This window comes from Euryarchaeota archaeon, assembly GCA_016207515.1.
Classification (GTDB): domain Archaea; phylum Thermoplasmatota; class SW-10-69-26; order JACQPN01; family JACQPN01; genus JACQPN01.
The window spans coordinates 201,309-226,434 of sequence record JACQPN010000002.1 but is presented as its reverse complement, the minus strand read 5'-3'; the positions used below and the strand labels follow the sequence as shown (position 1 = coordinate 226,434).

The following is a 25,126-nucleotide window of genomic DNA, read 5'->3' as shown; positions in this document are numbered from 1 at the left end:
CTCCCACGGGCACAGAGTGGAACATGACCCAGATTGACGCCTCAAAAGTGATGGCTTTAGATAAACCTGCCTGTCTTGGGTGCATTCCCATCCCGACAGGGTATTCCCCTAACTGCGTATTTAATTCCATTGAATTGAAGTTGTGGCCAAGGAGGCGGGGCGCCCGGGACCACGTCCATCTCCCCCTGGTCGGACGATAGGGCTTTGTAATCTCAACGACACGATTCCACGGTCAACGCCCATGCGATCTCTCGAACGCGACCTCGAATCCATCCGCCGGTTCTTCATCCTTAGGTACGAGGAGGAGGCCAAGGCGAACACGGCCGCACTGCCAGACGGTTTTCCGCTTCTCAAGGGGTACCGGCTGGACCTGGCCCTAGTCAACGGTTCGTCGCGCGTGCATTTCCTCTACCGGCGAGGGGGGACCGAAGGGAACGTGGTCGTGGTCCGCCACATAACTCTCGGTCCAGGCGAGGCGGATGAGCCCGCGGAGCGGCGCATGATCTCCATGGGCATCTCGGAGGACGAGGTGCTGGCCCATTTTGTGCTGCAGGCGCCCTTCACGGAGCGCTTCGACTACGTGGAGGAGCAGGCCGTGACAGCCGCCAAACGGCACGCGAACGCCGCCTGAATGGTGTGCGGCGGCGCGATATCTCGCCCGCGCCGGCGGCTCGCTGGCCGCCGATCATGGGACTTGGCACCGGGCACTAGTGGGGTTGGCCGCGGGCCTTGCGGTCGTCGCCCTACGACGCGATCCCGTTGTGGGCCTCGACGGCCGCGAGCGCCACGGCTTCTCGGGAGCCTTCGCCGAACTCGGCGAGCCACAGGTCGTGGAAAGTCTGGTACGTGTGCGGGCCCCGCGTGAAGACGCGCCAGAAATCGGCGGCGGAGACGGTGGCCGGATCGCCCGGCTCGTTCGCGTCGTCGAGAAGGTCCTCGAGGGTAGCCGCGACGTTCGCCTCGTCCTCGGCCCCGAAAGCGCTCGGAGGCGCCTCGTCGCCCCGGCAGAGGGTCGAACGTTCGAACCTGCTCGCAAAGGCCGGCATGAAGTCCGCGAAGCCCTCGCTCCACGCCAGCATCGCGCCCGATGCGGTGCCGCACGCATGCCACCCTCCGACCACGTTCGACGTGCTTCTCGTGTACATCACGTGGTGGCCGTACTCGTGAACGACTATCGAATACCCGGCCGCTTTCGCGGGTACGACGATCTCGGCCTGCCCACCGTAATAGCAGGCGGCCGCACCACCGAAGCACGACTCGTCAGGGTAGTAGACTTCAACATGGCCCATGCCGACCCCGAGGTCGCTAGCGAGGTAGTGGGCGGCATAGTGGATGTACGAGTAGACCGCGAAGGCGGACGCCACGGAACCGTATGGCAGGATGGAGCGTGGGAGGCACACGAGGTCGTCTTGCGGGCGCTCCGCCGTGACGACCCGCCCCGTGGGCCCGGACGCGAATTCGATTGGACAATCCGGCAGGTCGTCGACGACCGGCGGATACGGGCCCGGTTCTCTGGGGACGAGCGTTCCCGCGTCAAAATCGCCATCAGCCACGTCCCTGAACTCCGCCGAATCCGCCTCGTAGGCTAAAGCACCCGAGTCGGTGTGGACCGCGACGCTTCGGCCCGATGCCATGACGCTTGCGACGACCGGATCGACGGTCCGTAGACGAACGAAGGCGTCGAGCGTGCCGTCCGGGAGGGCGGCCCTCGAAACGCAGAACGTGAAACCGCCGTCCCCATCGGTGCGTCCGGAGGAGACGATCTTGGACGATGGGACCCACCGGTTAGCCGATGCCGAGCGTAGGATATCCACATCGTCCGCGCTCGTCACGTGGAGCTTGTCGTGGAGTTCGAGCGGTGCGTTGGCAAGCGGCAGGCCGCCGGCGACGATGCGCCCCGAAAACGATACGTCGCAGGGCCCCGACGCCAAGGGGGCCTCGTCGCTTGAAGCGGGTCCGACCAGCCGGCCCGACATGGGGGAGAACCCGACCCACTCGCTCTCCATGGCGAAACGCTCTCGCGCAATGAATGACGCGTCGAACGTGTCGGCGTGTGGATCGATGGACGGGGCCGCGGTAACGTCGCCCCTATTGGACGGCGATCCTGCGTTCACCGAACTCATCAATAACAGACCGAACACGATTCCCAATGCGCTGACACGTCTCAAACAGGGAGCCTCCAGAAGACGTAGCCAGCCGGGAGAGGGATAACGATTCTGGGGAGACCATAGTCACGACGCTAGGGAGAGCGTAGCGGATGAAGCGGCGCGCATCGACCTTCCGTTGACGCAAAGCCCATTGCGCGACCGGACGGATCCTCCCCGGGGGTGAAAGACCCGCCGAGGCGACGTTCGAGGTCTTTCGATTCACTGCGCAATCAGCACGACCACATCGAGATCGACGCCCATCGCCGCCGTCACTTCCCCTGTGGCGGCGCCGACCGGCACGACACACGTCTCGTCCATCGCAGGCGTCGAACATCCACCGAGATAGACCCGTGCCGCGTCGTGGAAGTTCATCGAGAGGTCGTAGCCGAGGCCTCGATTGTCCATTGTGCGCGTCGTGAGCATCGTCTTCGCGGGCGGCGCCGGGAAAAAGAAACCGTCAACTCCCTCTCTCGCGAGGACGGCGATGCTGCGGACGTTCGTGTACGGACCTGCCGCCACGATGTGCCCGCGGGCGATGTCCTTCGAGGCCTGGGTCGCGTTGGAGGGCGACATATCTTGAACCGCAGCCGGTTCGATCGTAGACGCGTCGCCACTTGTCGGTGGCGTCGTGGAGACGCAACCCGAGACGAGAACCACCAAGGCGGAGAGGGTGGACCACGCGACCTTTATCACATCGTGGGCCGCATGGCGCCCCATAAACCTTACTGTCGGGTCGTCATCCGGACGCACCCGGGTTCATGCCATCCGTCGTTCTGTGGCGCTGTTGGCGGGCTCCGCCAGGACCGATTGTGCGACGACCGGCGCGATGGCCGTGAATATCAAGCCCAGTATCCCCCACTGGGCCACGAAACGCAAGGACTCGGCGAGGTCGCGCGAGAGCTGGGCATTCGGGTTGCCCGGCGTGGCCAATAGCAGGAAACTCAACCAGTAGACGATCCAGTTGAGGACGAATCCTGCGACGATGGAGGCTCCGACGAGTCGCCGCGCGGCGAGCCGGTAACTGACGAGGCCGGCGAGGATCGTGCCGACCTTGAAGACGACGTCGGCGTCGGCGCTACGCGACCAGACGTTCACGATGATGTTTTGCGCCCAATCGAGGTCCTGGCCTTCGGAAACGCCACGTAGCGCCAGGCCGAATGCGCTGGACAGCGCGACGTAGAGGGCAAGGAGACCGATTCCCTTCCAGGGCGATGGACCGGAAGTCACGGCCTCTCAATCCCGGTGGGGCCGGGAATAGGATTATGGAACAGGCCTCGAAATGACTAAGGCAGGAACAATGTGATGCCGCAGGCCGGCTCCAAACGACCCTTTTTCCGCTGGCGCGGAAAAAGCGTCGACGGAAACGACCGCGTCCCGATGCCGCAGGCCGGCTCCAAACGACCCTTTTTCCGCTGGCGCGGAAAAAGCGTCGACGGAAACGACCGCGTCCCGATGCCGCAGGCCGGGTTCGAACCAGCGACTTCCAGATCTTCAGTCTGGCGATCTCCCAACTGATCTACTGCGGCTGTATTGCCCGAGGGCAGGGGGACGAAAGCGAGGCACCTTATTAATGGTTCGCGGACGCCGATTTCCTTCGGCGACCCCTCCAACGGGAAGGGTCATGCGGGTCGAGAGCGCCCTTGACGTGCATGAGAATCAAGATCCCGGTTAGCCGCAAGGTCCGGGCCCTATTACGGACGTTTGGCGCGCCGGGGGAGACTGACGAACAAATCGTCGTCCGGCTCCTTGACGCATTTGATCGCAGTCGGCCCAAGGGTCCATGACGCAGCCCGCCGGCGTCTATTTCTCGACCGGCAATCCGAGTTGCCGCGCTATTATCATCCGCTGGATCTCACTCGTCCCTTCCCCGATCTCGCAGAGCTTCACGTCGCGGAAGTACCGCTCGACCGGATAATCGGTCGTGTAGCCGTTGCCGCCGTGGATCTGGATCGCATCGTTGCATGCCCGCATCGCGGCCTCGCTCGCGTAGAGTTTCGCCATCGAGGCGTCCGACTTGAACTCCGCGCCTTTCTGCCGCAAGTACGCCGCGCGGTAAAGAAGAAGCCGCGCCGCGTCGAGTTCGGTGGCCATGTTCGCGATCTTCCACTGGATGGCCTGGAATGTCCCGATGGGTCTTCCGAACTGTTTCCTCTGCTTCGCGTACTCGACCGACGCGTCGAGCGCCGCCTGGCCGATTCCGAGCGCCATGGCGCCGATCGCTATCCGGCCCGAGTCGAGCGTCTTCAAAGCGCCGTTGAAGCCCATGCCGATGCCTTCGCTTCCACCGACGATCTGGTCCTCGTGGACCTCGCAATTGTCTAGTATCAGTTCGCTCGTGCACGAACCGTGGAGCCCGAGCTTCTCCTCCATGATGCCGAGCTTGAATCCCGGTGTGCCCTTTTCGATGATGAACGCAGTGATCCCTTTCCTTCCCTTGTCCGGGTCGGTCTTGGCCATCACCGTTATCGTGTCGGCGTAGTGGCCGTTCGTCGCGAATACCTTGGTTCCGTTCAGGATGTAATGGTGGCCCTTCTTGGTGGCCGTCGTCTGGAGACCTGCCGCGTCGGAACCGGAGGCGGGCTCGGTCAATGCCCAGCAGCCGACGTGATCCCCGCGCGCGAGCGGCGGGATGTACTTCTTCTTCTGCGCATCCGTGCCTTGGTGAAGGATCTGCGACATCCCGAGGCCATTGTGCGCCGCGAGCGTGATCCCGAACGAACCGTTCGCCCTGCTCGCTTCCTCGATGGCGATCGTGTAGGACACGAAGTCGAGGCCTGCACCGTCGAGTTCCGGCGGCGCGTTCATCCCAAGAAGCCCGAGCTTCGCCGCTTTCTTTACGACGTCGGTCTCGAAAACACCCGTCTCCTCGATCTCCTTCGTCTTCGGGACGACCTCCTGCTCGCCGAATTCGCGCACGAGTTTCCGGATGGCCAGTTGCTCCTCGGTGAGGTCAAAGTTCATCTTTACCATGTGGCGAATGTGGCCGATTCTTAAGATGGTTTCGGGACCGGCAACGCTTATCCCATGGTGAGGCGCTGTACCGCCGATGACGAAGACGAAGGCCAGCACCACGAGGTCGCGCGTCCCATCCGGTCCCATCACGGACTTCATCCACGATTCCAAGGCGACGGTGACGCTTCTCGTCACGGACGTCGAGACTTTCGCCCGCTCGGTCATCGCAAGTTCGAAAGCCCCCGTCATCCTCGCCACAAGCAAAGAGAAGCTCGCGAGAACCTTCGAATCGAAGGTCAGGGCGACCATGCTCACCACGGAGGACATCACGGGAAGCGTCTCGGGGCTCGGCCAAGTGCGCGACGTCATCACCACGGCGTACCTTGAGGGCCGGCTCGACGGGAAGGACGACGCTCTAGTCATCGCCGGCGGCGGCGGCGTCGAATCCCTCATCCGCGTGAACCTCGCTCGAGACACCGAAGTGGTGAAGGTAAAGCAGGAGCTTTCGGGGCGCGGCAACCTAAAGGTGATGGAGCGGTTGCTTCGGCTTTCAAGCGAACTCGCCCGCGAGGGCCGCGAGGGCAAGAGGACGGGCGCGATGTTCGTCATCGGCGACGCGCCGGCCGTCATGTCGCGCTCGCGCCAGATCGTCATCAACCCGTTCATGGGACATCCGGAGTCGGAACGAAACCTCCTGAACGACAGCGCGTGGGAGACCGCGAAGGAGTTCTCGCAGCTCGATGGGGCCTTTATCCTCCGCGAGGACGGCGTCATGGAGGCCGCGGGGCGCTACATCGAGATCGACAAAGGCGTTCACCTGCAGTCGGGCCTAGGCGGAAGGCACCTCGCCGCCGCCTCGATATCCGGGCGCACGAAGGCGATAGCGGTGACAGTCTCGTCGAGCGGGACGATCCGGATCTGGAAGGATGGCGCCGCGATCATCACGATGGGGCGCGTCTAGCGGCGGGGCCCGGGGCCACTAGGAATCGACGGGGTCTCGCGTGTCCCTCAACACGGGGGCGGGCGTCCTGCTCAGCCGCGATTCAACGCGCTTGGTCCACGAGCCCGTGTTTTCCCGCCCTCGTGGCGCCTCCGCCTCGCGCCGCGATCAGGTCCTCGAGTTCCGCGAGTTCCTCCGGCGTGTCCGCATCGGCGAAGGTGAGGAGTTCTTCGTCCACCTCCTTCACGCGCGCTTCGTGGACGAGCGCGACGTCAAGGAGCTCGACGAGGTCGCGGGGTGCCTCGACGGCCCCATCTGCCGTCGCGGCAAGAAGCCGTGCCGTGCGATATACGGCATTGAGCGGCTCCGGGCGATCCCCGATTTCCGCCACGGCGCCCGCCTGAGTCCCCATCTCTTCGAGGAGGAGCACGTAGAGTTCGGGGAGAAGGAGCGGCGAATCGACTGGGGCAAGCGCCACGATCTCACCGTTTGCCACGCGCGCCGCGGCGATGAGGCCGGCGATGGGCCCGGCGTCCTCGTTTTGGTCCGCGACGGGCCTTACGGGGACCGGCACGTGACCCTTGAGAAGGCGAGAATAGGTCTCCCCACGGGACACGTTCCCTCCGGCGATGATGATCTCGACGCAACCTGGGATCCGGCTCATGGCGGCCGCGGTCCAGACGATCATGGCTTGGCCGGCGAGCGGCACCAATGCCTTGTCACGGCCCATGCGGCTGCTTTTCCCGCCTGCGAGGATGATGGCGGACACTGTCACGACCCGTAATTCGGCGTAGCGATTATTAGGACGCTTTGAAAACGTGCAGGTTCCGGCGGATAGGCGTGGGAACATACGCGCGAGGCGGTGGACGCGTCCGCGCAAAATAACTTATACTGGTAATTACAACTGGGTAGCGGAGAACGGAACCTTGGAAAGCCGTAAGGTCCAGAAGGTCGGCGCCTCGACATTGTCCGTTTCCCTGCCAAGGGACTGGGTGGAGAAACTTAGGATAAAGAAGGGCGACCTCCTCACGCTCGACGAGCAAAGCGACGGCGCGTTGAAAGTCGCCGTGGCCGGCAAGGAGACACGGGACCGCCAGGTCGAGGAGTTCGTCATCGACGCCGACCTTTGCGACGAAGACGGAATGCTCGGCCGGATCATCATCGGTAATTACGTTTTGGGCCGCAACATCATCCGTGTCAGGAGCAAGGGGCGCATCAAGAGCCATCATATCCACGAAACGCGCACCGCCGCGATGAAACTGATGGGCCTCGGCATCATGCAAGAGACGCCTGAGGAGATAGAGCTCCAATGCTCGATAGACACCTCGCGTTTCCCCATGGAGACCGTCCTGAAGCGTCTCTACACGATCGGGGCGACCATCCACAAGGAGGCGATCGAGGCGCTGACGACGGGCCAGGTGGCGCTCGCCAAGGACGCGATGCTCCGGGAGGACGAGGCGGACACGATGTACTATCTCGCGCTGCGCCTCCTCCTTTCAGCGCAGACCGACCCGATACTCGCAGAGAAGATCGGCCTCAAGGAGCAGCTGCCCATCGTCGGAAACCGTCTCATCGCGAAGAACCTGGAGACCATCGGCGATTATGCGGAGATAGTCGCGAAGAACGCCGTGTGGCTCCTTGAAAGCGGGAAGAAGCTCGACGATGACCTGCTCCTCCGCCTGCGCCGCGTCTCAGAACTCGCGGCGCGCATCAACGGCGACGCGATGGCGGCCGTCGTGTCTAGGGACATCCGGCTCGCGAACCGCGCGGTCGAGGCGCGCTTCAAGCTCGAGGAGGAGGAAGAAGCATTGACCGCGGACATCATCAAGAGCATCAAGGACCCGGGCACCGCCACGCACCTTAGGCACATCAGCTGGAGTCTCCGGCGGATAGCGGAGTACGGGAGCGAGAACGCGCTCATCGGGTTCAACCGGTACCTCGAACGGCCGAGTAACCTCTCGAAGCCGGAAGGCTGGACGAAGGCGAAGGGGTAGCCTGAAACCTCCCCACCTTCCCGTAATGGAATTCTTGCTGGTGGTCTGGAGCCTACCCGTTTACGGCGCTGGCAACGTCGGACGCCGTCGCCCTGGTCCCCGCGACGATTGGAACGGCGGCGCGCCGCCGGAGAGCCTCACTCATCGCATTCGTCGCCCGTGCCCATCCCTTCCATCGATTCCACCCCGTCGCCGCCGGACATGTGGGCCATCGGGTCGTCCGAGTCGTTTCCGCTCATTCCCGCATGTTCTTCCTCGGTCATGTTCATCTCCTCGGCCGTCGGACTAGCGCCGGACTCGGTCTGGTTCTGGTCCATGCCTTCCATCGAGGACGACATCGACTGATTGTCCATCGACGACATGTTCGACTCGCCGCTCGCCATCGTCATGGACGCGTCGCCCTCCGCCTGCGCTTTTGGACAATCTTTCAATGAATTCTTCGAGACCTGATCTTGGTCCATCATCATGTCTCCCATCCCGCCGGTTCCGTCGCGATCTGCCATGGCGCGCTCGGCCATGTCGCGCATCACCAGGACCCCCGAGACGCCGGGAAGCGCCAATGCGAATTCGTTCTGTTCCACGGCATCGCCCACCGGCGTGAAGCCCACCGTTTGCAAGAACAGGAGATAGAAAATGCCTGCGTTAGCGAGGACGCTTAGGACGGCGTAGGCCGCGAATATCGTCGCCTGTCGCCTCCCGTCGGCCCGCACTGCCGGGCGGGGGCCCCCAAACCGGTGTTTCAGGGCACCCCACGTGTAGCCAATGGCCTTTTCCTGCAGGTTCGGGATCTCGAGAAGATCGACGAGGATGTAGTAAATGTCGGCCCTGAACATGGGATAGAGCGTGAAGATCACGACGCTCATGTTCATCATGATGAGGAAGAACACGGCATCGTGAAGCAGGCCCTGAGTCAACGGCCAAAAGATCAGCGCTGGTATCGCAAGAAGCAGGTTCGAAAACGGTCCCGCGAGGCTCACGCCGATCCTGTGCCATTTGTTCTGGAAGCGGTACGCATCGTTCACGTCCGTGTAGAACGCCGGGATGACGAACAGGAACACGATGACGCCGAACCGGGGCTTGCGACCGCCGAAATTGATGAAGGCGATGGCGTGCGCCGCCTCGTGGATCACCATCACGGGGAAAACGAGCGCGAGGAAGAAAGGCACGGACATCCAATCCCTCGTGGCCATCATCATCCGTATCCCGATCTCGTTGCGCTCTCCGAAGAAGAGATAGATGAAGACAAGCAGGGATGCCCCCATCGCCAAGAGCATCGGAGTGGCCAGTTTCGGGGAGAAAAACGGGGCGAAGAAACGCGCAAACCTTTCAAACCGGGCTCCGCTTTCGAACCGGACCAACGGGATGGCCAGTCTCCTTCGCCACGTCACCGGGTCGCGGGCAGGGGCGACACTCCCCTCAAGGAATCCGAACCGCCAGAGCTGATCCACGAGTTGTGTGACGTCGCCGGACGAGACATCGTCTTGCAGGGTGCTCGACGCTAGCGACGCGACCTCGGCGATCGTCTTGCTGCCATCGAAGAGCTTGATGACACCGGCCACCTCGGGGGTCACTTGGTAATATCTGCGTGTGGTGGCGTCGCGGACGACCACCTTCTGCACACCGCCCTGGAGCATTGGCGAAAACTCAAGCGTCGGTGCTAGTCTAGGGGTGTCCTCGGGGCGCCATTCGTGGGTATTTGTCTCAGTCATTCACATCACGCGTTCCGCAAGATATACAATCGGGGTCTTTTGAGAATTTGAACGCGTTCCATTCTAAGTCGGGTCCGTTGAGTTGCAATATGCAATCGATCGTATCCGGCTGCGCGTAGCCCGAAAGGTATCGGACGACCTCCAACCCCGCGCGTGCGCTGGAATACGCGACGAGAGGCCCGAACTGCGGCATCTCCCGCGCGGCATCCTTGTTCGTATCCAGGGAGGCCACCAATTGGTCGTAGTACGGGTGGTTCTCGCGCAGGAATCCCTCGTAACATGTGTAACACGCCGAGTGCCCGGGCACGATCATCGGGCCGACGGCGCGAGTCTGCACCACGATGAAAGGGACGCCGGCGGCGAGGCACGCCTCGTTCACCCACCGAAATAGCGTGAAACGGGGTCCCACGCATCCGACGACCAAGAAATCGCAATCCTTGATGAGCGCCGCGACATCCTCGACCGAACGAACCATTCCCTGCCGTGCCTCGAAGCGTATCGCAGGATTGAAGTCTGCCACTTCGTCCGCCATCGCTTGCGTCTTCGCCTTTCCGATGTCGCGTCGCCGGTAGAATGTCTGCCGCCCGAGATTCTCCGGCCCGACATCGTCGCCGTCGGCGCCGCGTAGCGTCCCGACCCCGGCCGCAAGAAGCGACGAGATCACCCAACTCCCGGTGCCGCCTAGTCCAAGGACGGCGACGCGCGCGTTGTAAAGCGAGAGAAGGAGCTTGTTGCGGTCACGCTCCTGCGTCTCGTACTCTTTGAAGAAGTAAAGGTTCCGTTTGTATGCTCTTCCGTACTCGGCGGGGACCGGCGGGGGTTCGATCAGCGTCTCCTCCAGGAGCCCCGCCTCTCCGAGGGATTCCAGGCCACCGAGGATCTCCTCGGCGTCAGCGCCCGTGGATCCCTTGATCGCGCCGACCAACGACTCCGGATCATGTGGAGTCTCCAAGGCCTGCAGCATGCTCCAGGCCACCCCCCTCTCGTCGCGTATTCGCAACCGGTCGTTCGACAGCTCGTTCAAGAGAACGATCACGCCGTCCTCCTGGCGCAGTTTCTGCCAGGATCTCTTCAGCCTCGGTCTTTTCCACATGGTCTTTCCGCGAAATGGAAAAATATTGAAATCTCGTATCGTACCATGTCATTGTCTCGAAAGTCGTCGTTTCCTTAACAACAGTCGCTGCAACAACACGCCGCCACCGTCAACATCGACAACGGCGCCGTCCGGTCTTCCAACACTTCCACGCTGAATGCCTGCCTCATGCTCTGTCACCTCCTGTAGGCGCGGGAGCCTCCCGTCGCGGCTTCGGGCCGTGAGCACGCGCGTCGCTCTAGCGGCACGCGGTCGCGACCCGAGCGGACTAGGAGGGCGGTGCTCGATATTTCACGTATTTCGTGAGTCCGTAGTCGAACGACCGCCCCTTATCCAGACGTAGATTGTCCGGACGTGAGCACTCGCGGATGGACCGCCGCGTTTCTCGGGCTTCAACGCGATGTGGGACGTGATATTTCGCCGCGCGCGCCCGACGCGCGGCTTCGGAACCCGCTCGACGTTGGACGGGGACAGAAATTACTTAAAGCCTCGGACCCTAGACTTCCGTGCATGAAATCATGGCAGGTAGTCGCGATCGCGCTCCTCGCCTTCGCGCTCGGCGCCATCGTAAGCAACGTCGCCGCCGGAAGCGGCCCGATGAGCGGCTGGACGACCCAGGAGATGTGGGACTTCTGCCGCGGGCTGATGGGCGGTTCGGGCGCGGGTAAGTGAAGTGGGAGCGAACGACGGGCAACGCATCGGTCGGGGCCGTGGATCCGGCGCCCTGAGGATCGAGGCGGTTTCACCAGTCTTGATCCTTCTCACGGTCGCCCTTTCCGGCTGCACCTCGCCATCTGGATCGGGGACCGCTTCGAACTACGTCCCCGAGCCCGCCACCTCGTTCAGCCACATCCACGGTCTCGCCGTCGATCCCGGCGATCCCCGCGGCCTCTTCGTCGCGACACACACGGGTGTTATCCGCGGCTATGACGACGCAAACTGGTCGTACGTGGGTCCGGACAAGTCCGATTACATGGGTTTCAGCCTCCATCCGGCCGACAATCAGACCGCCTGGTCGAGCGGGCATCCGACGGGTGGCGGAAGCCAGGGGATCCGGAAGTCGACGGACGGCGGTCGCTCCTGGAAGATCTCGGCCCTTCGAGGCCAGGTGGACTGTCACGGTATGGCGGTCTCGCGCGCGGATCCCGACATCGTCTATTGCGCTCACAGCGGCACCGGCCTCTACCGGACCACGAACGCCAAGGACTTCGCGAAGAGACTCGGGATCGACCTCTCGTACCCAGTCGCCGCGATGTCGACTTCCCCGACCGAGCCGGACACGGTCTATGCGGGGACGGCGCGAGGCGTCATGGTGAGCCGCGACGGCGGCGATGGGTGGGAGATCGTCGCCGGCTCGCCCGCGTTTCCGGCGACGGCCGTCGCGGTGCATCCCAGGGATGCCGGGACGATCTACGCGTTCTTCGTCCAGGGCGGCCCGAGGCTCGCGCTGACCCACGATGGGGGCAAGACCTGGGACGCCGCGGGAAACGGGATCCACCAGGACGCGGTCGTGTCGGTCATCGCCATCGACCCCGAGTCGCCTACGACGTTGTACGCTTCGGCGGCAGCGACGATCTACAAATCGGTGGACGGCGCGAAGAACTGGACGACCGTAGGAAGCTGACACGGAACGCGCTAGTACGTACTTGTACCTATATTGCCTTTCGGCGTCGCGCGAACACGATGACGGCGGCCGCGAACAGTACCGACAACGCCTCGAATCCGGGCGTCGGGGTCGGCTTTGCGACGCAATCGGGCCCCTCACACCCATCAATTTCTGGCCCGTCCTCATCGGTTGTCCCATTCTCGCCGAGTATCGTGAGCCCGCCTTGCATGTTGTAGTGACTCTTCCCGCAATACACGGTGCACGCCGTCGGATAGGTGCCAGGCCGATCGGCCATGAAATCCACGACGACCACTTCCCCGGCATAGATCCGGGTCGTGAGAGCCGGGTCGTAACTCGTCGACCAGCTGTGTAAGGATCCTCGATCGTCCGGGTCCGTTTTCGTGGGCGCCGGCGGGAGCCCCTCGGCGCTGTCGCTGGTGAAGTCGTCGAGCGCCGGATCGTAGTAGAACCGGAGATAGACGTGGGTCCCGTTCTTGACGATTATGGGGTCCGGCGTGAAGGCGTAGTGGAAGGTGCGGACGTTGATGATGATGCTGTCGTTTCCCACCGGCTCGGCGCCCGGCCACGGCCGCTTGAGGTCGAACGGGTCGAATTCCGAGTACAGGAAATGCTTCGCGTTCCCGTGCTTGTGCCCCAACTCGTCTATGCTCGCGTACTGCATCGGCATCCAAAGCGACGAATTGTAGGTTCCGTTCCCCACGAGATAATGGACCGTCGGGTTCTCGGCCTTGTTCAAGCCGTAGTAGTAGACCCAGATCTCGATCGTATCCCCGGCCTTCCACGGGAGGTCGAAGCCGAGGATGCCGATCTCGAACTTCGAGGGCGCTGTCCCGTTCTGGGCGATCGGATCGGAGGGCGTGAATTGGCTGAACGTCAATTCCTCTCCGTTCTTTCCCAACGCGACACCGAATCCTGGTTGGCCTGTGCCGTTGATTCCGACGGGCGGGGCGTCGAACTGCACGAAGAGCGTGAGTTTGCCGAGGAAACGTTTCGAATAATTGCTCCCGGCCTTCGTCACGAACTTGACCGGCTCGGATTGGACGGGCGATGATTCCGGCGCATCGATCACCGTTGCGGCGGCGGCCGTCGGTGCGAGCGGCGTCATCCCTTTCTCGCCCGTGAGGAACTGCGTCATGTCGAAGCGCAACGGGTCCGCCGTAGGTGCGCGATGCTCGTGGGTCGCGTCACCCCAACCGGGGCCGGGGACCAGCGCGATGACCACGAGAGTGAGTCCCGTAAGGGTCGCCAAGATGGCTCTACGATTCATCGACACGCGACTTTACCCTTCGACCTTATTTAACCTTTGTTGGCGGCTTGCGGGCTCCTGGTCCACCCGAGTGCACCCTCTTCATATCGCTCTTCGCCGGCGCCTTGCCCTGACAAGAAGCAGCACGCCTATGAGAAGCAACGGCAGCGGGACGCCCGGCACGGGCGCGACGCCCGTCCTCTTTCCATCGCCCTCGTCGCCCACGGGGCCCGCCGCGATCCGCATCGTCCCCGCCATCCCGGCCTCCCGATGCCCGGGAACCGTGCAGTAGTACGTGTGATTCCCGGCGGGGCCCGCCGTGAAACGCAGCGTCTCGCTTTTCCCCGGTTGCAGGAGCATCGTCTTTGCGTCCCGGTGACGCTCCACCACGAGATCGTGCCCCTGTTGGTTTCCGCCGGGGTTCACGACCGTTAGGACGAGGAGATCCCCCTCGGTCGCGTTGAACTCCGACGGGGCGATATGGTAAGGCGTCTCGTGGCCGCCGCCGTCATGGAAAAGTACATCGACCGTCACTACGCCGCTTCCCGAAGCGCCCTGGGCGACGACGAGAAGAAGCGTTGCAGCGATGGGGACTGCCGGACGCATCTTCACCGGCAATTGGAGCGAACCCTTTCGTTTAAGGATTGCCGGCCGTTCCCTCGTCCGGCCACCGAAAGGATTATGGGCGTTCGAAAAATGTTCAAACCTCATCATGCGGAAGGTATCCAGCAGATTGGCCGTCGGGACGATCACATTGCTCCTCGCGTTCGGATCGGCCGGCGTCTTGGCCCACGCGAGCGCCGCCCAGTCGAAAACAATCGAGCAGGCGGTCTACCTGCACGAGGCCCCGCTCCACATCGCGCCGGAAAGGCTCGCCGCGACCTCGATCGACACGATAGTGATGAACATCCTCAACGCGGGCGCCTCCGAGCACGACCTGCTCGTTTGCGGCGACGCCCGTTCTTCTGACTGCGGCCAAAAGATCGCCTTCACCGGGCCCATGGCGCCAAACGCGACCGTGACCCTCGACTTCACGTTGACGGAACCTGGGACCTTCGAGTACTACTGCACGATCCCGGGCCACAAAGCGGCGGGGATGCGCGGTGCTCTCGAAGTGGCGGCCGTGTCGTCGCAGGCGACGCCGGGCCCCACGCCCCTCGCCATCGTCGCCGCGGGAGTCGCCCTTGCGCTCTTCTCGTCCCGGAGGAAAGCTTGAAGGCGGGCACGCGCCGGTGGATCCGGTCGGGATTGGTCCTTGCCCTGCTTTGGCTGGGGGGCGCTTCTAACGCGCATGTCGAGAGCTTCAGCGAGGCGAAGAGCCTCTCGGCCGGGCCGTACGCGGTCTTCGTCGACGTCTACCCGGCGCCCGTCTTCAGGGGGACGCTCACGAGCGTCTCGGCATTCGTCACGAAGAACGGGCCATCGGGCCTTGATGCCGACCTCAACATCACGCTCCAGATGGTGCTGCCCGGGAAGGTGAACGAGACCCTATCATTCGAACGCCAATCACCGACCGTCTTCGGCGCCTTCTGGAGAACGGAATGGCCCGGGCCCTACGTGGGGACGTTGACGCTCGAAGCGAACCGGACCAAGTACGTCCTCGACACCAACTTCACGGTCTACCCGGAGCTCGGTTTCAGGATACGGCCCGCGAACCCGTCGCTCGATTCCTCGACGAACAAGACGGTGGGACTCGCCTTCGAGGTGATGAACGCGTCGACCGGGGCACGTTCGGACCCTTTCACGGACGTAAAAGTCCGCTTCGAACACTGGAGCGACGATCACAGTGTGCTGGTGGACGTCGATGATTCGTCACTGGCGAGGGAGGAAACGGGGTTGTGGAGCGTCGACAAGGTGTTTCGCACGGGAGGCATGTACCACATGCGCTTCTCCTCCGAGTCCGGCCGGTTCGATTACTCGGACACGCCGATATTGCACCTTTACGCGCTCGACCCCCTTCCGGGTTCGGAGGAGAAGAAGGCCGAAACGGATCGCCAAACCCCCGGGGCCACCGGTCTTTACCCGCTATTGGTCGGCCTGGGCGCGGCAATCGCTCTCTCCGCCTTTGCAAAGCGCCGGCGCCCGGATTCGCCATAGGCGTCGGTGGAAACGGCGGGATGAAGGCAAGACGGGTGGAGAACGGGCCCTGCGCCTCGTCGCGTCGAAGGTTTCTTGAATCGGTCGGACCTAAGGCGAGGCGTGCACGACCACAGCGGCCACGCCACAAACACACCGGGTCGCCTGAGGAGCATCCGTGTCGCGCTCTTCGTCTCCGTCGTGTTGCTTCTTGCCAAGGTCCTTCTCTACGCGCAGACCGGGTTCGTGGTGGTCCTTGCCGAGGCCCTCCACAGCCTCACCGACATCCTGCAGATAGTGCTACTGCTCCTTGCCGCGCGCTTCAGCGCGGCCCCGCCCGATGAGAAACACCCTTTCGGTTACGGGCGGATCGAGAACCTCGCGGCCGTCCTCGTGTCGATCCTGTTCGTGCTCCTGGTCGCGGCAGGCCTCGTGCGGGAAGCCATGCTTTCGCTAGGCCGCCCGCATGACCCTGGCACCGACACCAGCCTCGCGCTCGCGGTCCTCGGAAGTAGCGGTGTCCTCCTCCTGTGGCCACTCGCCCTCGCCCTCAAAGATCAGCGCGCCGAGGGCGGCGTCGTCCGGGCGCAGGCCATGGAGAGCCTGAACGACGTCTTGGGCGTCGCGGCCGCGATGGGTGGGATCGCTCTTGTGGCCGCCGGCTTTTCCCAGGGCGACGCCTTCGCGACGATCCTGGTGGCGGGCCTCATCGTCTACAACGCCATCCGGCTGTTCCTCTCGAACGTGCCGTATCTCATCGGAGGGTCCCCCGCTCACGAGTACTACGTCCGCGTGGAGACCGTGGCGAAGGGCGTCTCCGGCGTCCAAGGCGTCCACTCGATGGCGGCCGAGTACGTGGGCCCTAACCGCGTGCATCTCGACTTGCACCTCACCGTCGCTCCCAAGATGACCATAGAGGAGGCCGATGTCGTATCCCACGAGGTGCGCGACCGATTGGAAAACGAACTCGGGGGTGTCTTCACGACCATCCATTTCTGTTCGTCGAGTGGCGAGCGAAGGCGGTTCGGCCACGACTCAGAAGGGCGTTCGACGCCGAAGGCGCGGTAACACCGTCACGCTCGTAATGTGGCAGGGAGCCCGGTTTCCGGGTCACGCTGTCTTACGCGCCCTTGCGGAGCGCATCGAACGGAATAAGCGCCACGAGGCCGCCGCTGCGAACTCGCCGATGCTCACAAGCGCGATCGCGGCCCCCGCCGCGATGTCGACGGCGAAACTGAGGTAAAGACCGACCACCACGGCGACGACCCCCAGTGCGGCTGCGGCCGCAAGCGTCCGCTTGAAACTCCGGGCGACCTGCAGCGCCGCAGCCGCCGGGACCACGATCAGGGCGCTCACTAGAAGAACGCCGACGACTCGCGCCGCGAGCGCCACTCCCGCGCCGATGAGGATGCTGAAGAACAGGTTGAGAGCCCCCACCGGGAGGCCGCTCACTCGCGCCGCCTCTTCGTTGAAAGTGAGGTACAGGAACTCCTTGTAGAATAACGCCGTCGCGGCCGCGAGCAGGGCGCCGAGCGCGAGGACTAGTTGGACGTCGCCCGCGGACACGGCAAGGATGTTGCCGAAGAGGTAGCTCGAGATGTTGACGCCTAGGCCGCGCCCGTGGCTCACGATCGCGATGCCTAGCGCGAGACCCCCGGTGAAGACGAGGCCGATGGCGACGTCGCTTTTGAGAAGGCCGCGCTCCTGGAGCAATTGGATCGCCACGGCCCCGACGATCGCTGCCACCAGGGCGAACTCGAGGGGAAAGGCGCCGACGAGTAGGCCCACGGCGACGCCCGCGAACGACACGTGGCCAAGCCCATCGCTTATCATTCCCATGCCGCGTAGCACCGTGAAGACCCCGAGCAGCGCGCAAAGGAACGCGACGAGGATGCCGGCGACAAGCGCTCGCACCATGAAGTCGTACGCGAAGACGTCCGCGGGGCCCGGGAGGCTCATCTCGACGCCTCGCGCGCTTCGTTCATGGGGAACCCCGTGCCGCCCCGTGTCCTTCTTCGGCGTGCGTCACGTGGAGGCCGTAGACCCCCAAGACGTTCTCGCGCTCCCGGAAAACTCCCGGCGCTCCATCGAAGACAATGCGCCGGTTCACCGCGACGATGCGGTGGGCGCTTTGGAGGATCGCCTCCGTGTCGTGACTGATGAGTAGGATCGTGAGTTCGTGCTCGTGGTTCAAATGGTCGAGCAGACGATAGAAGGCCGACCGCGCCTTCGGATCCACACCCGTGGTGGGCTCGTCCATGATGAGGAGTTCGGGCTCCCCGGCGAGCGCCTTGGCAAGCAAGACGCGTTGCCTCTCGCCCCCCGAGAGCGACCCGATGAGGCGGTCGGCAAGGTGTGCGGCTTCGACCTCTTCGAGCGCGTGCGTGGCCTTTTCCCGGTCGACGGCCGTGAGCCAACGGAAGAGGCCACGCCGACCGACCCGGCCGAGCATCGTCACCTCGAGAGCGGTCGCGGGAAACTGCGGGTCGATATGGCTCGCGTTTTGCGGCACGTACCCGATGCGGAACCAGTCGACGAAACTGCGCACGTGTGTCCCAAAAAGCCGTATCGAGCCCTCCCTCGCAGGCACGAGGCCGAGGGTCGCCCGAAGCAGGGTCGTCTTCCCCCCACCATTCGGCCCGATGACACCTACGAACTCGCCCCGTTCGACGGCGAGGTCGGCCGCTTCGAGGGCCCGGTCGGTGCCGTAGTCGACGGAGACGCCGGTGAGGTCGAGGACTGAGGGTTTGTCCAAGGTCAGGTGCACCCCATCGCATCTCGAAGCTTTGCGAGGTTCCGTCGCATGAGCGAGATGTAGTCGCTTCCCGCGCGTTCGCCCTCCTCCGTGAGCCCCTCGACGGGGTCGAGGACGTCGGCCGTGCCGTGGATCTCGTCGGCGACGACCTTTGCCACCTTCGGCGAGACGAGGGTCTCGAAAAAGATCACGGTGATGTTCTCGCGCCTTGCAAGGTCGGCCGCCGCTCTCACCTTTTCGGCCGAGGGCTCCGCATCCGGCTCGAAGCCGGTTATCGAGTACTGGGTGAAACCGTACCGGTCCGCCATGTAACCGAACGAGGCGTGCGTCGTGATGATCTTCGGCTTTGTGCAACCCCCAAGGCCTTCGGCGAATTCCCTGTCCAAGGCGGCGAGTCGTTCGTCCAGCGCGTCGAAGCGCGTCGCATAAAACGATGCGTTGCCCGGATCCACCGCCTGGACTGCGGCCCCGACGTTCGCGGCCTCCGCTTTGAACCTGACCGGATCCAACCACATGTGCGCATCTATGCCGGTCCCCTCTTCGCCGAGGTCGCGCACCTGCCGATCGACTCCCCGGGAGGCTTCGACCACCTCGACACCCGCCGCTGCCGCCAGCGCTTTCACCTGCGCCTCGAAGACCTCGAGTCCGGCCCCGTGGTAGGCGACGAGGCGGGCCCCTTCGATGGCGCCCACGTCGGAGGGTTTCAATTCGTAGTCGTGCGGCTCGACCCCGGGAGAAACGAGCGTCATGGCCGATAGCCTTCCCCCGGCGATGGAATCTACGAGGAAACGCACCGGGTAGAAGGAGGCAACGATGTCGGTCTTGGCCGGCGAAGGCGCGGTGCAGCCCGCGACGGCGGGGCCGATGACCAACAACGCCAGGAGGAGCGGCGCCCGCGACGCCGATGAGCGCGAGCGGCCCTTCTCGCCTTCCCTTCGTACCGGCGCGCTCATCGCAAGACGGGCAGTCGGCCGACCGATATGAAGCCATCGACCCGTCTTATTAACGCAATATGAAGAAAATGGCCATTCTTCATAAGGCCGCGAGGTGCCGGCCGCGGTGGGCTTAAGCCAGTGAACGGGCTTGGTGCCATGGTGTCCGGCGCAAAGCACGCGAACGCGAAACCCGTCACGGTCTCGATCCCTTCGAGCCTGCTCTCCGAGCTCGACCGCCTCGTCCAAGAGACGCCGTTTTCCGGGCGCAGTGTCGCCGTCCAGGCGGCCCTGACGCAGTTCGTGGCGGAACAGCGGGCCTCCAAGTCCACGAAGCAGCAGGCCGTCGTCGCGGTGTGCTTCGACAAGTCCGACGAGAGGCGCGTCGCCGCCGTGAAGCACGACTACGGCGAGATCATCCGGAACATGATGCATGCGCACCTTCGAGGCAACGACTGCGTGGAGGTCTTCGTCGTGGACGGCGCGTCGTCGCGTGTGGCAAGCTTCTACTCGGCGCTTTCGGCGCTCAAGGGGATACACTTGGTGCGGCATACGGTCATCCCAAGCCACGTGGACCTGCTTTGACGACCCTCGGAAAAAGAACCCCCGGGAGGCGTGTGGATCGAGGCCTGCGGTCAAGGCCCCCGTCCCTAGGCCTCGCCGCGGTACCAAGGCACGGCTTTGAGGGCGATGAGAAAGACGGCGACGCCGGCAGCGAGCGTCGCGACGACGGAGCCGAGGGGATCCGACAGGGACTGTCGCACGAAACTGAAGACCGTGATGAAGCTTGCGATGAGTAGCGCGACAGAAGCGTCGGAACGGGCGTTTGTCACCATGGGGAACTACAACCCGTCACCGACCATAGCAGTTTCGCCATGGTCCGTCCCCTCGCCGAGGCACGAATGCGAGCGGCGTCGGCCAAGGGTCGAAAGCAGACCGCCGTCACGCCAACGTCTTTACCACAAGCTACAAATAATTCAGTAGTGTTCGAAAACTGTTAAACTCGCGGAGTTGATCCACATGACTGCAAAACGGACCGTGTTGATGCTTGTAATCGCGACTGCGCTCCTCTTGGCGGCCGCCGGCGCGGCGTCCGCCCACAAGACCGTCTACTCGACCGACGACAGGATTAAATTCGTGTGGGGCCACATCGGGGAACCGACGTATACGTGGCACAAGACCGGACTTGATCTCGGCGTCTACGACAACGCCACGGGAACGCCGATCACGGGCCTCGTCAACACTTCGGGTGCGCACGCGGCCGGCGCCGTCGGATTCGAGATCTCCATCGTCCATAGCGACAAGGAATTGGATATCACGCACGAACTCGTGGGCCAATTCGGTCTGTCAGGCAAATACACGTACCCTATCATCTACACGGAGCCCGGAATCTACTCGCTCAAGATAAAAGGGATCATCAACGGGTCCGCCATAGATCAGACCTTGCCCCCGCAACACGACATCGATTCCCTAGCGGCGATCATGTGGCCCGAGGAGCAACCGTTGCCGGACGAGCTCGCCGCAGACATCACCGCCCTCAACGCAGAAATCGCCGGACTAAAGGCGGATATCACCGGACTCAAGGCGGATATCGCCACACTCAAGGTCTCCGGCGGCGGCTCGTCGAAGGCGAGCCCCATCCCAGAGACGGGGTTGGCTGCCGTCCTCGGGCTCGTCGCAACGATAGCCCTTTACCGGCGAAAGCCATAGTCGACGGCCGTATACCATGAAGCGCGCGAACGGTCCCTTGATCGCCGTCTGCGCGCTTCTTCTCATCCTATTCTCCGGCGAAGCGGCCGCGCACGCCGTCCTTCAAAGCGCCGACCCTTCCCCGAACGGGCACGCCGAGTGGGGGGTGGCCGAGGTCGAGATCCGCTTCACGGAAGACGTCGAACGGGAGTACACCCAAGCCGAGGTGCGGGGCCTCGACCAAGGGATCGTGAGCATTGGAACGACGGAGTTCGATGAAGCGGAATCGAACGTCATCCGGGTCCCGACGCAGCCCCTCGTCGACGGCATATACGTCGTCAATTGGAGGACGCTCTCCGTTGATACGCACACGGCGAGAGGCTCCTTCGTCTTCAGCGTCGGGAACGCGACTTTGAAGTTCACCGACGAGGTGAAAAGCCACGAGCACGCAGAGCACTCGCTTGAGGTCGTGCAGAACGAAGGGATTGCGCGAGGATTGTTCTACATGGGCGTCTTCGCGAGCGTCGGCGTCCCTGCCTTCGCCTTGGTGATCCTTCGCAAAGGCGATACGCCGCGTCGACTGGCGGCTCCCCCGGCCATCCTAGGTCTTGTCGGAGCCGCCGCCGGCCTCTACGTGCTTCAAAGCCTCGCCTCGCGTATCGCCGCCCCCGTGGAAGTCGCCGCCGGGACCGACGCCGGCACATTCCTCGTCGCGCGCTCCGGAGCGCTTGCGCTTGCAGCGGCTTGCGGCGTCGCCGCCTACTACGCGCCTGAAAAATACCGACGACTCGCGCTCGCCGCCACTGGCGGGCTCGGGGTGGCCGCGCTCTACCTCACGGCAAGCGGCAGCCACGCGGCGGCACTTCGGGAACAGACCGCGCTTGCGGTGGCCGCCGACCTCGTCCACCTGACGGCGGCATCGATATGGGTGGGCGGACTAGTGAGTTTCGCCCTTGTCCTATCCACGGCGAAGCCGCCGGAGGCGGGAAGACTCGTGACGCGGTTCTCGCCGATCGCGGTCGGGAGCGTCGCTGCGATCCTCTTGACGGGCACGTACGCCGCGTGGCTTCATGTGGGGACCGTCGACCGCCTACTATCCGCCGACTACGGTCTACTCGTGATACTCAAGGCGTCGCTCATCCTGCCGCTCATTTGTCTCGGCGCTTACAACCAATACAAGTTGGGCCCACGGCTCCTTCTGGGCGAGGCCTCTTCGCCGACGCTGCGCCGCGTCGTGGCTGTCGAGCTGTCGTTGCTTCTCATTGTCGTCGGTGCGGCGGGGCTTCTTGCGTCGACCGCCCCGCCTTCCGCCGATGTGGAGACGGGCACGCAGGGGCCAGTGCCGCTGGAACTCGCGCAAGAGACGAAGACGACGCACGTGGTCTTGAGCATCCGGCCGAACCCGGTGACCGTCGGCATCCAACGCGTCAGTCTGGCGCTTCACCCGCTCTCCTCCGAGCCCTTACCCAACTCGACGGAAGTCGGACTCAAGTTCGCCCCCCCGGGGACCGGGGAGCCGGAGACGATCGTCATCCCCGAGAGGGTGCGCGAGAACCAGTGGGTGATCGAGGATGCCTTTTTCACGGAACCCGGCGTTTGGCAGGTGTACGTCATCATGCAACGCCCGGACGAGTTCAAGAAGCTGGAGTTCGAAGTGGAGGTCGTTGAGCCCGATTCAGGCGGGTCGAGGGGAGACTAGGGGTCGCCGCGTCAATCGGAATAGAAGTCCTCCCAGAGTCGCCTGAACTTGCGCATGAGGTCCGGCGTCGGCGCGTGTCCCATAAGAAGACCGCGAAGACGCTTCTCGTCGGCAAGACGCAGCTCTTGGGCGTCGCCCTTCTCGTCCTTCTCCACTATCCCTGCCGCGACCAACTTGTCGATGTTGTAAGTGACCGTGCTCTTGGCAAGGCCTGTCTGTGCCACTAACTCGCCGTGGGACATCGGGCCGTCGTCAAGAAGCAGCAGCACGACGTTCATGGGGGCCTCCTCGCGAAGTAGCGCCAAGATGTCGCGCTCGTCTTGGGAAAGCCGTTTTGAACGCGCCGGGTCGGCGTCGAAGTAGCGCCTTCGCCCGTGAAGCTCCTCGTCGATGATGATGTCCTTCGCCAAGAGGTCTCGCACGTGGTAATGGACGAGCGCACTCGACATCCCTAGAAGGCGCTCGATGCCCCTTAGATGTATGCCGGGGTACGCCCGGATGCAGTCCAGCACGCGATGCTGCGTCTCGCTCGTCATGCCTTGCTCTTCGCCCGTTTCGAAAGTAGAGGCGCGACAAGCAAGAGAACGACGAGCAGATCAGCCGCGCTGAGGATGAGCTCGAGGTCCTCGTGCGCAACACCGTCCGTGACTATCGCCCACGTCGCAAAAAGCCCCTTCGCGCCGAACACGAGGAAGGCAAGGGTCACGTACTTCAAGGCCGGGTTCGAGGAGGCCTTCGAGGCGAGGTGCCCGACGCCGGCAAGGCCCAATGAGATGAGACCGACTATCGCGATGAGCGCGCCGGAGAAATCGTGTATGTGGAGCGCCAAGACGGACGGAAGGTATCCGAACATGGGCCGCAATCATGGTGAGACAAGATAAAGCCGGCGCGTCGCATCGACGCGCCTTGAGGACGCCGGGCGCGTTTGCCGGGGAAAGGAAAGGATCTACGGGGGTCTCGCGCGCCGGGCGCGTTTGCCGGGGAAAGGAAAGGATCTGCGGGGGTCTCGGGCGCCGGCGACGGGCGCTTCTCGATAGCGGACGCGCCCCATTCATGCGTTGAGGCGCTCGTAGAGGTTCAGGTAATCCGCGGCCCTGTGGCTGTGCACGCCCGCCTTGTCCGCGTAGGACTTGTACACGATGCTCGTCATCATGCCGCCTGGATAGATCTGGTCGTTTCGGAGGGAGAGCTCGTTCGCATCCTGGAGCATCCAGATTCCGGGGTTGTTCAACTCGACGACGATGTCGTAGCGCTCTCCGGGACCTATCGAGATGGTGTCGGCCCTGTAAGGGGCCGAGAGGAGGTACCCGTCCTTGTGGGTGACCAAGAAGTTGTGGCCATGAAGGTGTATCGCGTGCCACTCGAAGCCGGCGTTGATGAGGCGCAGGCGCAACGTGTCGCCGGTCTCCACCGAGATGGTCTCCGTCTCGGGGAACGCCTTTCCGTTGATGAGGAAGGCGTTGTACTGCGGCATGTACGGGGGATACGTCTCCGGGTACCAATTGCGCGGCTCACGCACCGGGTTCGCCGCGACCTGTTGGTTGTTGTAACCGTCTCGCGCCTGCCTCGTTGCGTAATCGCCGACCGCAAGCGGGTCGCCGCTTTTTGGGATGGCGTTCTGGCCGACGGCGAGATTGTGGATGTGGCTCGTGTCCCACTCGTCGAAGATGAGCGTCTCCTCGCGGTTGAACTTCGGCTCCTTTGAGTTGTCTGCGGGCTCCACTATGAAGGCGCCGTACATCCCCATGTCGATGTGGTGCGCGGCGTCGACGTGGCAGTGGTACCAATAGGTGCCGCTTTGCTTCAACGTGAACTCGTACGTGTACGCCTCGCCGGGCTTGATCGGAGCTTGCGTGAGGTACGGGACGCCGTCCTGCTCCCACGGGACGATGAGGCCGTGGACGTGGAACGTGTGGTTGAACGGGGCGGCGAGGTTGCGGACGTTGACCCGCACGAGGTCGCCTTCACGGACCCGGATCATCGGTCCCGGGACGGTGCCATGGCCCGAGTGCACCACCTCGCCGGGCGCGGGCGCCGTTTCCTTGTCGGTGAAGAACATCGCCTGGACCGTTGCGCCAGGGAAGAGTTGGATGATGCCGTGGTGGACGAAGAGGTCGAACTCCTTCACCTCCCCGGAGGAAGCGAATTGGACAGGCGCACCCTCGCTTGGGGCGGGGCTCGTCCCGACGCAGCCTGAGAGGCTTGCAAGAAGCAGGATGAAGACGAAGCCGATCTGCGTCGGTCTCGATGCTATAGACGACATTCTG

General features: G+C 63.6%; 27 protein-coding genes and 1 tRNA gene. 11 read left to right on the top strand and 17 right to left on the bottom strand.

Going from position 1 to position 25,126, the window contains the following annotated elements; all coding sequences use genetic code 11:
- Nucleotides 1-241: 241 nt before the first annotated feature.
- A complete protein-coding gene (locus HY556_01655) occupies nt 242-631 on the top strand; it encodes a hypothetical protein (GenBank protein ID MBI4392491.1) in 390 nt (129 codons plus the stop codon).
- Between the two features lie 112 nt (nt 632-743).
- Here HY556_01655 and HY556_01650 read toward each other — a convergent pair whose 3' ends face one another.
- From HY556_01650 to HY556_01630, 5 genes are all read right to left on the bottom strand, one after another.
- The gene (locus HY556_01650; GenBank protein MBI4392490.1) at nt 744-2,168 is read right to left on the bottom strand and encodes a hypothetical protein; all 1,425 of its coding nucleotides are present in this window, start codon (nt 2,166-2,168) and stop codon (nt 744-746) included.
- Between the two features lie 198 nt (nt 2,169-2,366).
- Nucleotides 2,367-2,840 (bottom strand): hypothetical protein, encoded by a 474-nt coding sequence (locus HY556_01645; GenBank protein ID MBI4392489.1) that lies wholly within the window; start codon nt 2,838-2,840, stop codon nt 2,367-2,369.
- A gap of 63 nt (nt 2,841-2,903) precedes the next feature.
- Nucleotides 2,904-3,374 (bottom strand): hypothetical protein, encoded by a 471-nt coding sequence (locus tag HY556_01640; GenBank protein ID MBI4392488.1) that lies wholly within the window; start codon nt 3,372-3,374, stop codon nt 2,904-2,906.
- A 226-nt stretch (nt 3,375-3,600) separates the two neighbouring features.
- Nucleotides 3,601-3,673: transfer RNA gene (locus tag HY556_01635), tRNA-Phe, on the bottom strand.
- Nucleotides 3,674-3,947: 274 nt separating this feature from the next.
- The gene (locus HY556_01630) at nt 3,948-5,108 is read right to left on the bottom strand and encodes an acyl-CoA dehydrogenase family protein (protein ID MBI4392487.1); all 1,161 of its coding nucleotides are present in this window, start codon (nt 5,106-5,108) and stop codon (nt 3,948-3,950) included.
- Nucleotides 5,109-5,193: 85 nt separating this feature from the next.
- Between HY556_01630 and HY556_01625 the strand changes: the two genes are divergently transcribed.
- The gene (locus tag HY556_01625; protein MBI4392486.1) at nt 5,194-6,060 is read left to right on the top strand and encodes a DNA integrity scanning protein DisA nucleotide-binding domain protein; all 867 of its coding nucleotides are present in this window, start codon (nt 5,194-5,196) and stop codon (nt 6,058-6,060) included.
- Nucleotides 6,061-6,142: 82 nt separating this feature from the next.
- On the opposite strand, the gene HY556_01620 is transcribed toward HY556_01625, so the two are convergent.
- Nucleotides 6,143-6,814, bottom strand: a complete 672-nt coding sequence (locus tag HY556_01620; GenBank protein ID MBI4392485.1) for a molybdenum cofactor guanylyltransferase — start codon at nt 6,812-6,814, stop codon at nt 6,143-6,145.
- Between the two features lie 151 nt (nt 6,815-6,965).
- Here HY556_01620 and HY556_01615 point away from each other — a divergent pair, with 151 nt between their 5' ends.
- A complete protein-coding gene (locus HY556_01615) occupies nt 6,966-8,033 on the top strand; it encodes a phosphate uptake regulator PhoU (protein MBI4392484.1) in 1,068 nt (355 codons plus the stop codon).
- 137 nt (nt 8,034-8,170) lie between these two features.
- Here the strand turns inward: HY556_01615 and HY556_01610 are convergent, their stop codons facing one another.
- Both HY556_01610 and HY556_01605 read right to left on the bottom strand, forming a co-directional pair.
- Nucleotides 8,171-9,742, bottom strand: a complete 1,572-nt coding sequence (locus tag HY556_01610) for a M50 family metallopeptidase (protein ID MBI4392483.1) — start codon at nt 9,740-9,742, stop codon at nt 8,171-8,173.
- Nucleotides 9,735-10,835 (bottom strand): ThiF family adenylyltransferase, encoded by a 1,101-nt coding sequence (locus tag HY556_01605; protein ID MBI4392482.1) that lies wholly within the window; start codon nt 10,833-10,835, stop codon nt 9,735-9,737. Before HY556_01605 ends, HY556_01610 begins: the two co-directional genes overlap by 8 nt.
- Nucleotides 10,836-11,345: 510 nt before the next feature.
- On the opposite strand from HY556_01605, the gene HY556_01600 reads away from it, so the two are divergent.
- Together HY556_01600 and HY556_01595 are read left to right on the top strand one after the other, a co-directional pair.
- Nucleotides 11,346-11,507 carry a hypothetical protein gene (locus tag HY556_01600; protein ID MBI4392481.1) on the top strand — a complete coding sequence of 54 codons (162 nt, stop codon included), beginning with the start codon at nt 11,346-11,348 and terminating at the stop codon, nt 11,505-11,507.
- 1 nt (nt 11,508) lies between these two features.
- Nucleotides 11,509-12,459 carry a hypothetical protein gene (locus HY556_01595; protein ID MBI4392480.1) on the top strand — a complete coding sequence of 317 codons (951 nt, stop codon included), beginning with the start codon at nt 11,509-11,511 and terminating at the stop codon, nt 12,457-12,459.
- Nucleotides 12,460-12,487: 28 nt separating this feature from the next.
- Here HY556_01595 and HY556_01590 read toward each other — a convergent pair whose 3' ends face one another.
- Nucleotides 12,488-13,729: a hypothetical protein gene (locus tag HY556_01590; GenBank protein ID MBI4392479.1), complete on the bottom strand. Its 1,242-nt coding sequence runs from the start codon at nt 13,727-13,729 to the stop codon at nt 12,488-12,490.
- Between the two features lie 81 nt (nt 13,730-13,810).
- Nucleotides 13,811-14,320, bottom strand: coding sequence for a hypothetical protein (locus HY556_01585; GenBank protein ID MBI4392478.1), 510 nt, complete (start codon nt 14,318-14,320; stop codon nt 13,811-13,813).
- Between the two features lie 100 nt (nt 14,321-14,420).
- On the opposite strand from HY556_01585, the gene HY556_01580 reads away from it, so the two are divergent.
- The 3 genes from HY556_01580 (at nt 14,421) to HY556_01570 (ending at nt 16,852) form a co-directional block, all read left to right on the top strand.
- On the top strand, nt 14,421-14,924 hold the full coding sequence (locus HY556_01580; GenBank protein MBI4392477.1) for a cupredoxin domain-containing protein: 504 nt from the start codon (nt 14,421-14,423) through the stop codon (nt 14,922-14,924).
- Nucleotides 14,921-15,805, top strand: a complete 885-nt coding sequence (locus tag HY556_01575; protein ID MBI4392476.1) for a hypothetical protein — start codon at nt 14,921-14,923, stop codon at nt 15,803-15,805. The genes HY556_01580 and HY556_01575 overlap by 4 nt, the downstream gene beginning before the upstream one ends.
- 102 nt (nt 15,806-15,907) lie before the next feature.
- Complete coding sequence (locus HY556_01570; GenBank protein MBI4392475.1) at nt 15,908-16,852, top strand: cation transporter; 945 nt, start codon at nt 15,908-15,910, stop codon at nt 16,850-16,852.
- Between the two features lie 42 nt (nt 16,853-16,894).
- On the opposite strand, the gene HY556_01565 is transcribed toward HY556_01570, so the two are convergent.
- Genes HY556_01565 through HY556_01555 form a run of 3 tightly spaced genes read right to left on the bottom strand, consistent with a single transcriptional unit; the run spans nt 16,895 to nt 19,492 of the window.
- Nucleotides 16,895-17,743: a metal ABC transporter permease gene (locus HY556_01565; GenBank protein MBI4392474.1), complete on the bottom strand. Its 849-nt coding sequence runs from the start codon at nt 17,741-17,743 to the stop codon at nt 16,895-16,897.
- Between the two features lie 22 nt (nt 17,744-17,765).
- A complete protein-coding gene (locus tag HY556_01560; GenBank protein ID MBI4392473.1) occupies nt 17,766-18,539 on the bottom strand; it encodes a metal ABC transporter ATP-binding protein in 774 nt (257 codons plus the stop codon).
- A gap of 2 nt (nt 18,540-18,541) precedes the next feature.
- Nucleotides 18,542-19,492 carry a zinc ABC transporter substrate-binding protein gene (locus tag HY556_01555; protein MBI4392472.1) on the bottom strand — a complete coding sequence of 317 codons (951 nt, stop codon included), beginning with the start codon at nt 19,490-19,492 and terminating at the stop codon, nt 18,542-18,544.
- Nucleotides 19,493-19,612: 120 nt separating this feature from the next.
- On the opposite strand from HY556_01555, the gene HY556_01550 reads away from it, so the two are divergent.
- A complete protein-coding gene (locus tag HY556_01550; protein ID MBI4392471.1) occupies nt 19,613-20,056 on the top strand; it encodes a CopG family ribbon-helix-helix protein in 444 nt (147 codons plus the stop codon).
- 65 nt (nt 20,057-20,121) lie between these two features.
- On the opposite strand, the gene HY556_01545 is transcribed toward HY556_01550, so the two are convergent.
- Entirely contained in the window at nt 20,122-20,307 is a 186-nt protein-coding gene (locus HY556_01545) for a hypothetical protein (protein MBI4392470.1), read from the bottom strand.
- A gap of 184 nt (nt 20,308-20,491) precedes the next feature.
- Here HY556_01545 and HY556_01540 point away from each other — a divergent pair, with 184 nt between their 5' ends.
- Both HY556_01540 and HY556_01535 read left to right on the top strand, forming a co-directional pair.
- Nucleotides 20,492-21,181 (top strand): hypothetical protein, encoded by a 690-nt coding sequence (locus HY556_01540; protein ID MBI4392469.1) that lies wholly within the window; start codon nt 20,492-20,494, stop codon nt 21,179-21,181.
- 16 nt (nt 21,182-21,197) lie between these two features.
- A complete protein-coding gene (locus tag HY556_01535) occupies nt 21,198-22,859 on the top strand; it encodes a CopD family protein (protein MBI4392468.1) in 1,662 nt (553 codons plus the stop codon).
- Between the two features lie 11 nt (nt 22,860-22,870).
- On the opposite strand, the gene HY556_01530 is transcribed toward HY556_01535, so the two are convergent.
- From HY556_01530 to HY556_01520, 3 genes are all read right to left on the bottom strand, one after another.
- Nucleotides 22,871-23,395: a winged helix-turn-helix transcriptional regulator gene (locus HY556_01530; protein ID MBI4392467.1), complete on the bottom strand. Its 525-nt coding sequence runs from the start codon at nt 23,393-23,395 to the stop codon at nt 22,871-22,873.
- Nucleotides 23,392-23,712, bottom strand: a complete 321-nt coding sequence (locus HY556_01525) for a hypothetical protein (GenBank protein MBI4392466.1) — start codon at nt 23,710-23,712, stop codon at nt 23,392-23,394. Before HY556_01525 ends, HY556_01530 begins: the two co-directional genes overlap by 4 nt.
- 198 nt (nt 23,713-23,910) lie before the next feature.
- Nucleotides 23,911-25,122: a multicopper oxidase family protein gene (locus HY556_01520; protein MBI4392465.1), complete on the bottom strand. Its 1,212-nt coding sequence runs from the start codon at nt 25,120-25,122 to the stop codon at nt 23,911-23,913.
- Between the last annotated feature and the right edge of the window lie 4 nt (nt 25,123-25,126).

Coding starts and splice junctions, on each gene's coding strand:
- HY556_01565 (MBI4392474.1), bottom strand. CDS start 17,743: ATGAGCCTCCCGGGCCCCGCGGACGTCTTCGCGTACGACTTCATGGTG.
- HY556_01590 (MBI4392479.1), bottom strand. CDS start 13,729: ATGAATCGTAGAGCCATCTTGGCGACCCTTACGGGACTCACTCTCGTG.
- HY556_01630 (MBI4392487.1), bottom strand. CDS start 5,108: ATGAACTTTGACCTCACCGAGGAGCAACTGGCCATCCGGAAACTCGTG.
- HY556_01540 (MBI4392469.1), top strand. CDS start 20,492: ATGACTGCAAAACGGACCGTGTTGATGCTTGTAATCGCGACTGCGCTC.
- HY556_01520 (MBI4392465.1), bottom strand. CDS start 25,122: ATGTCGTCTATAGCATCGAGACCGACGCAGATCGGCTTCGTCTTCATC.
- HY556_01555 (MBI4392472.1), bottom strand. CDS start 19,492: ATGAGCGCGCCGGTACGAAGGGAAGGCGAGAAGGGCCGCTCGCGCTCA.
- HY556_01580 (MBI4392477.1), top strand. CDS start 14,421: ATGCGGAAGGTATCCAGCAGATTGGCCGTCGGGACGATCACATTGCTC.
- HY556_01655 (MBI4392491.1), top strand. CDS start 242: ATGCGATCTCTCGAACGCGACCTCGAATCCATCCGCCGGTTCTTCATC.
- HY556_01625 (MBI4392486.1), top strand. CDS start 5,194: ATGACGAAGACGAAGGCCAGCACCACGAGGTCGCGCGTCCCATCCGGT.
- HY556_01600 (MBI4392481.1), top strand. CDS start 11,346: ATGAAATCATGGCAGGTAGTCGCGATCGCGCTCCTCGCCTTCGCGCTC.
- HY556_01530 (MBI4392467.1), bottom strand. CDS start 23,395: ATGACGAGCGAGACGCAGCATCGCGTGCTGGACTGCATCCGGGCGTAC.
- HY556_01525 (MBI4392466.1), bottom strand. CDS start 23,712: ATGTTCGGATACCTTCCGTCCGTCTTGGCGCTCCACATACACGATTTC.
- HY556_01535 (MBI4392468.1), top strand. CDS start 21,198: ATGAAGCGCGCGAACGGTCCCTTGATCGCCGTCTGCGCGCTTCTTCTC.
- HY556_01545 (MBI4392470.1), bottom strand. CDS start 20,307: ATGGTGACAAACGCCCGTTCCGACGCTTCTGTCGCGCTACTCATCGCA.
- HY556_01610 (MBI4392483.1), bottom strand. CDS start 9,742: ATGACTGAGACAAATACCCACGAATGGCGCCCCGAGGACACCCCTAGA.
- HY556_01605 (MBI4392482.1), bottom strand. CDS start 10,835: ATGTGGAAAAGACCGAGGCTGAAGAGATCCTGGCAGAAACTGCGCCAG.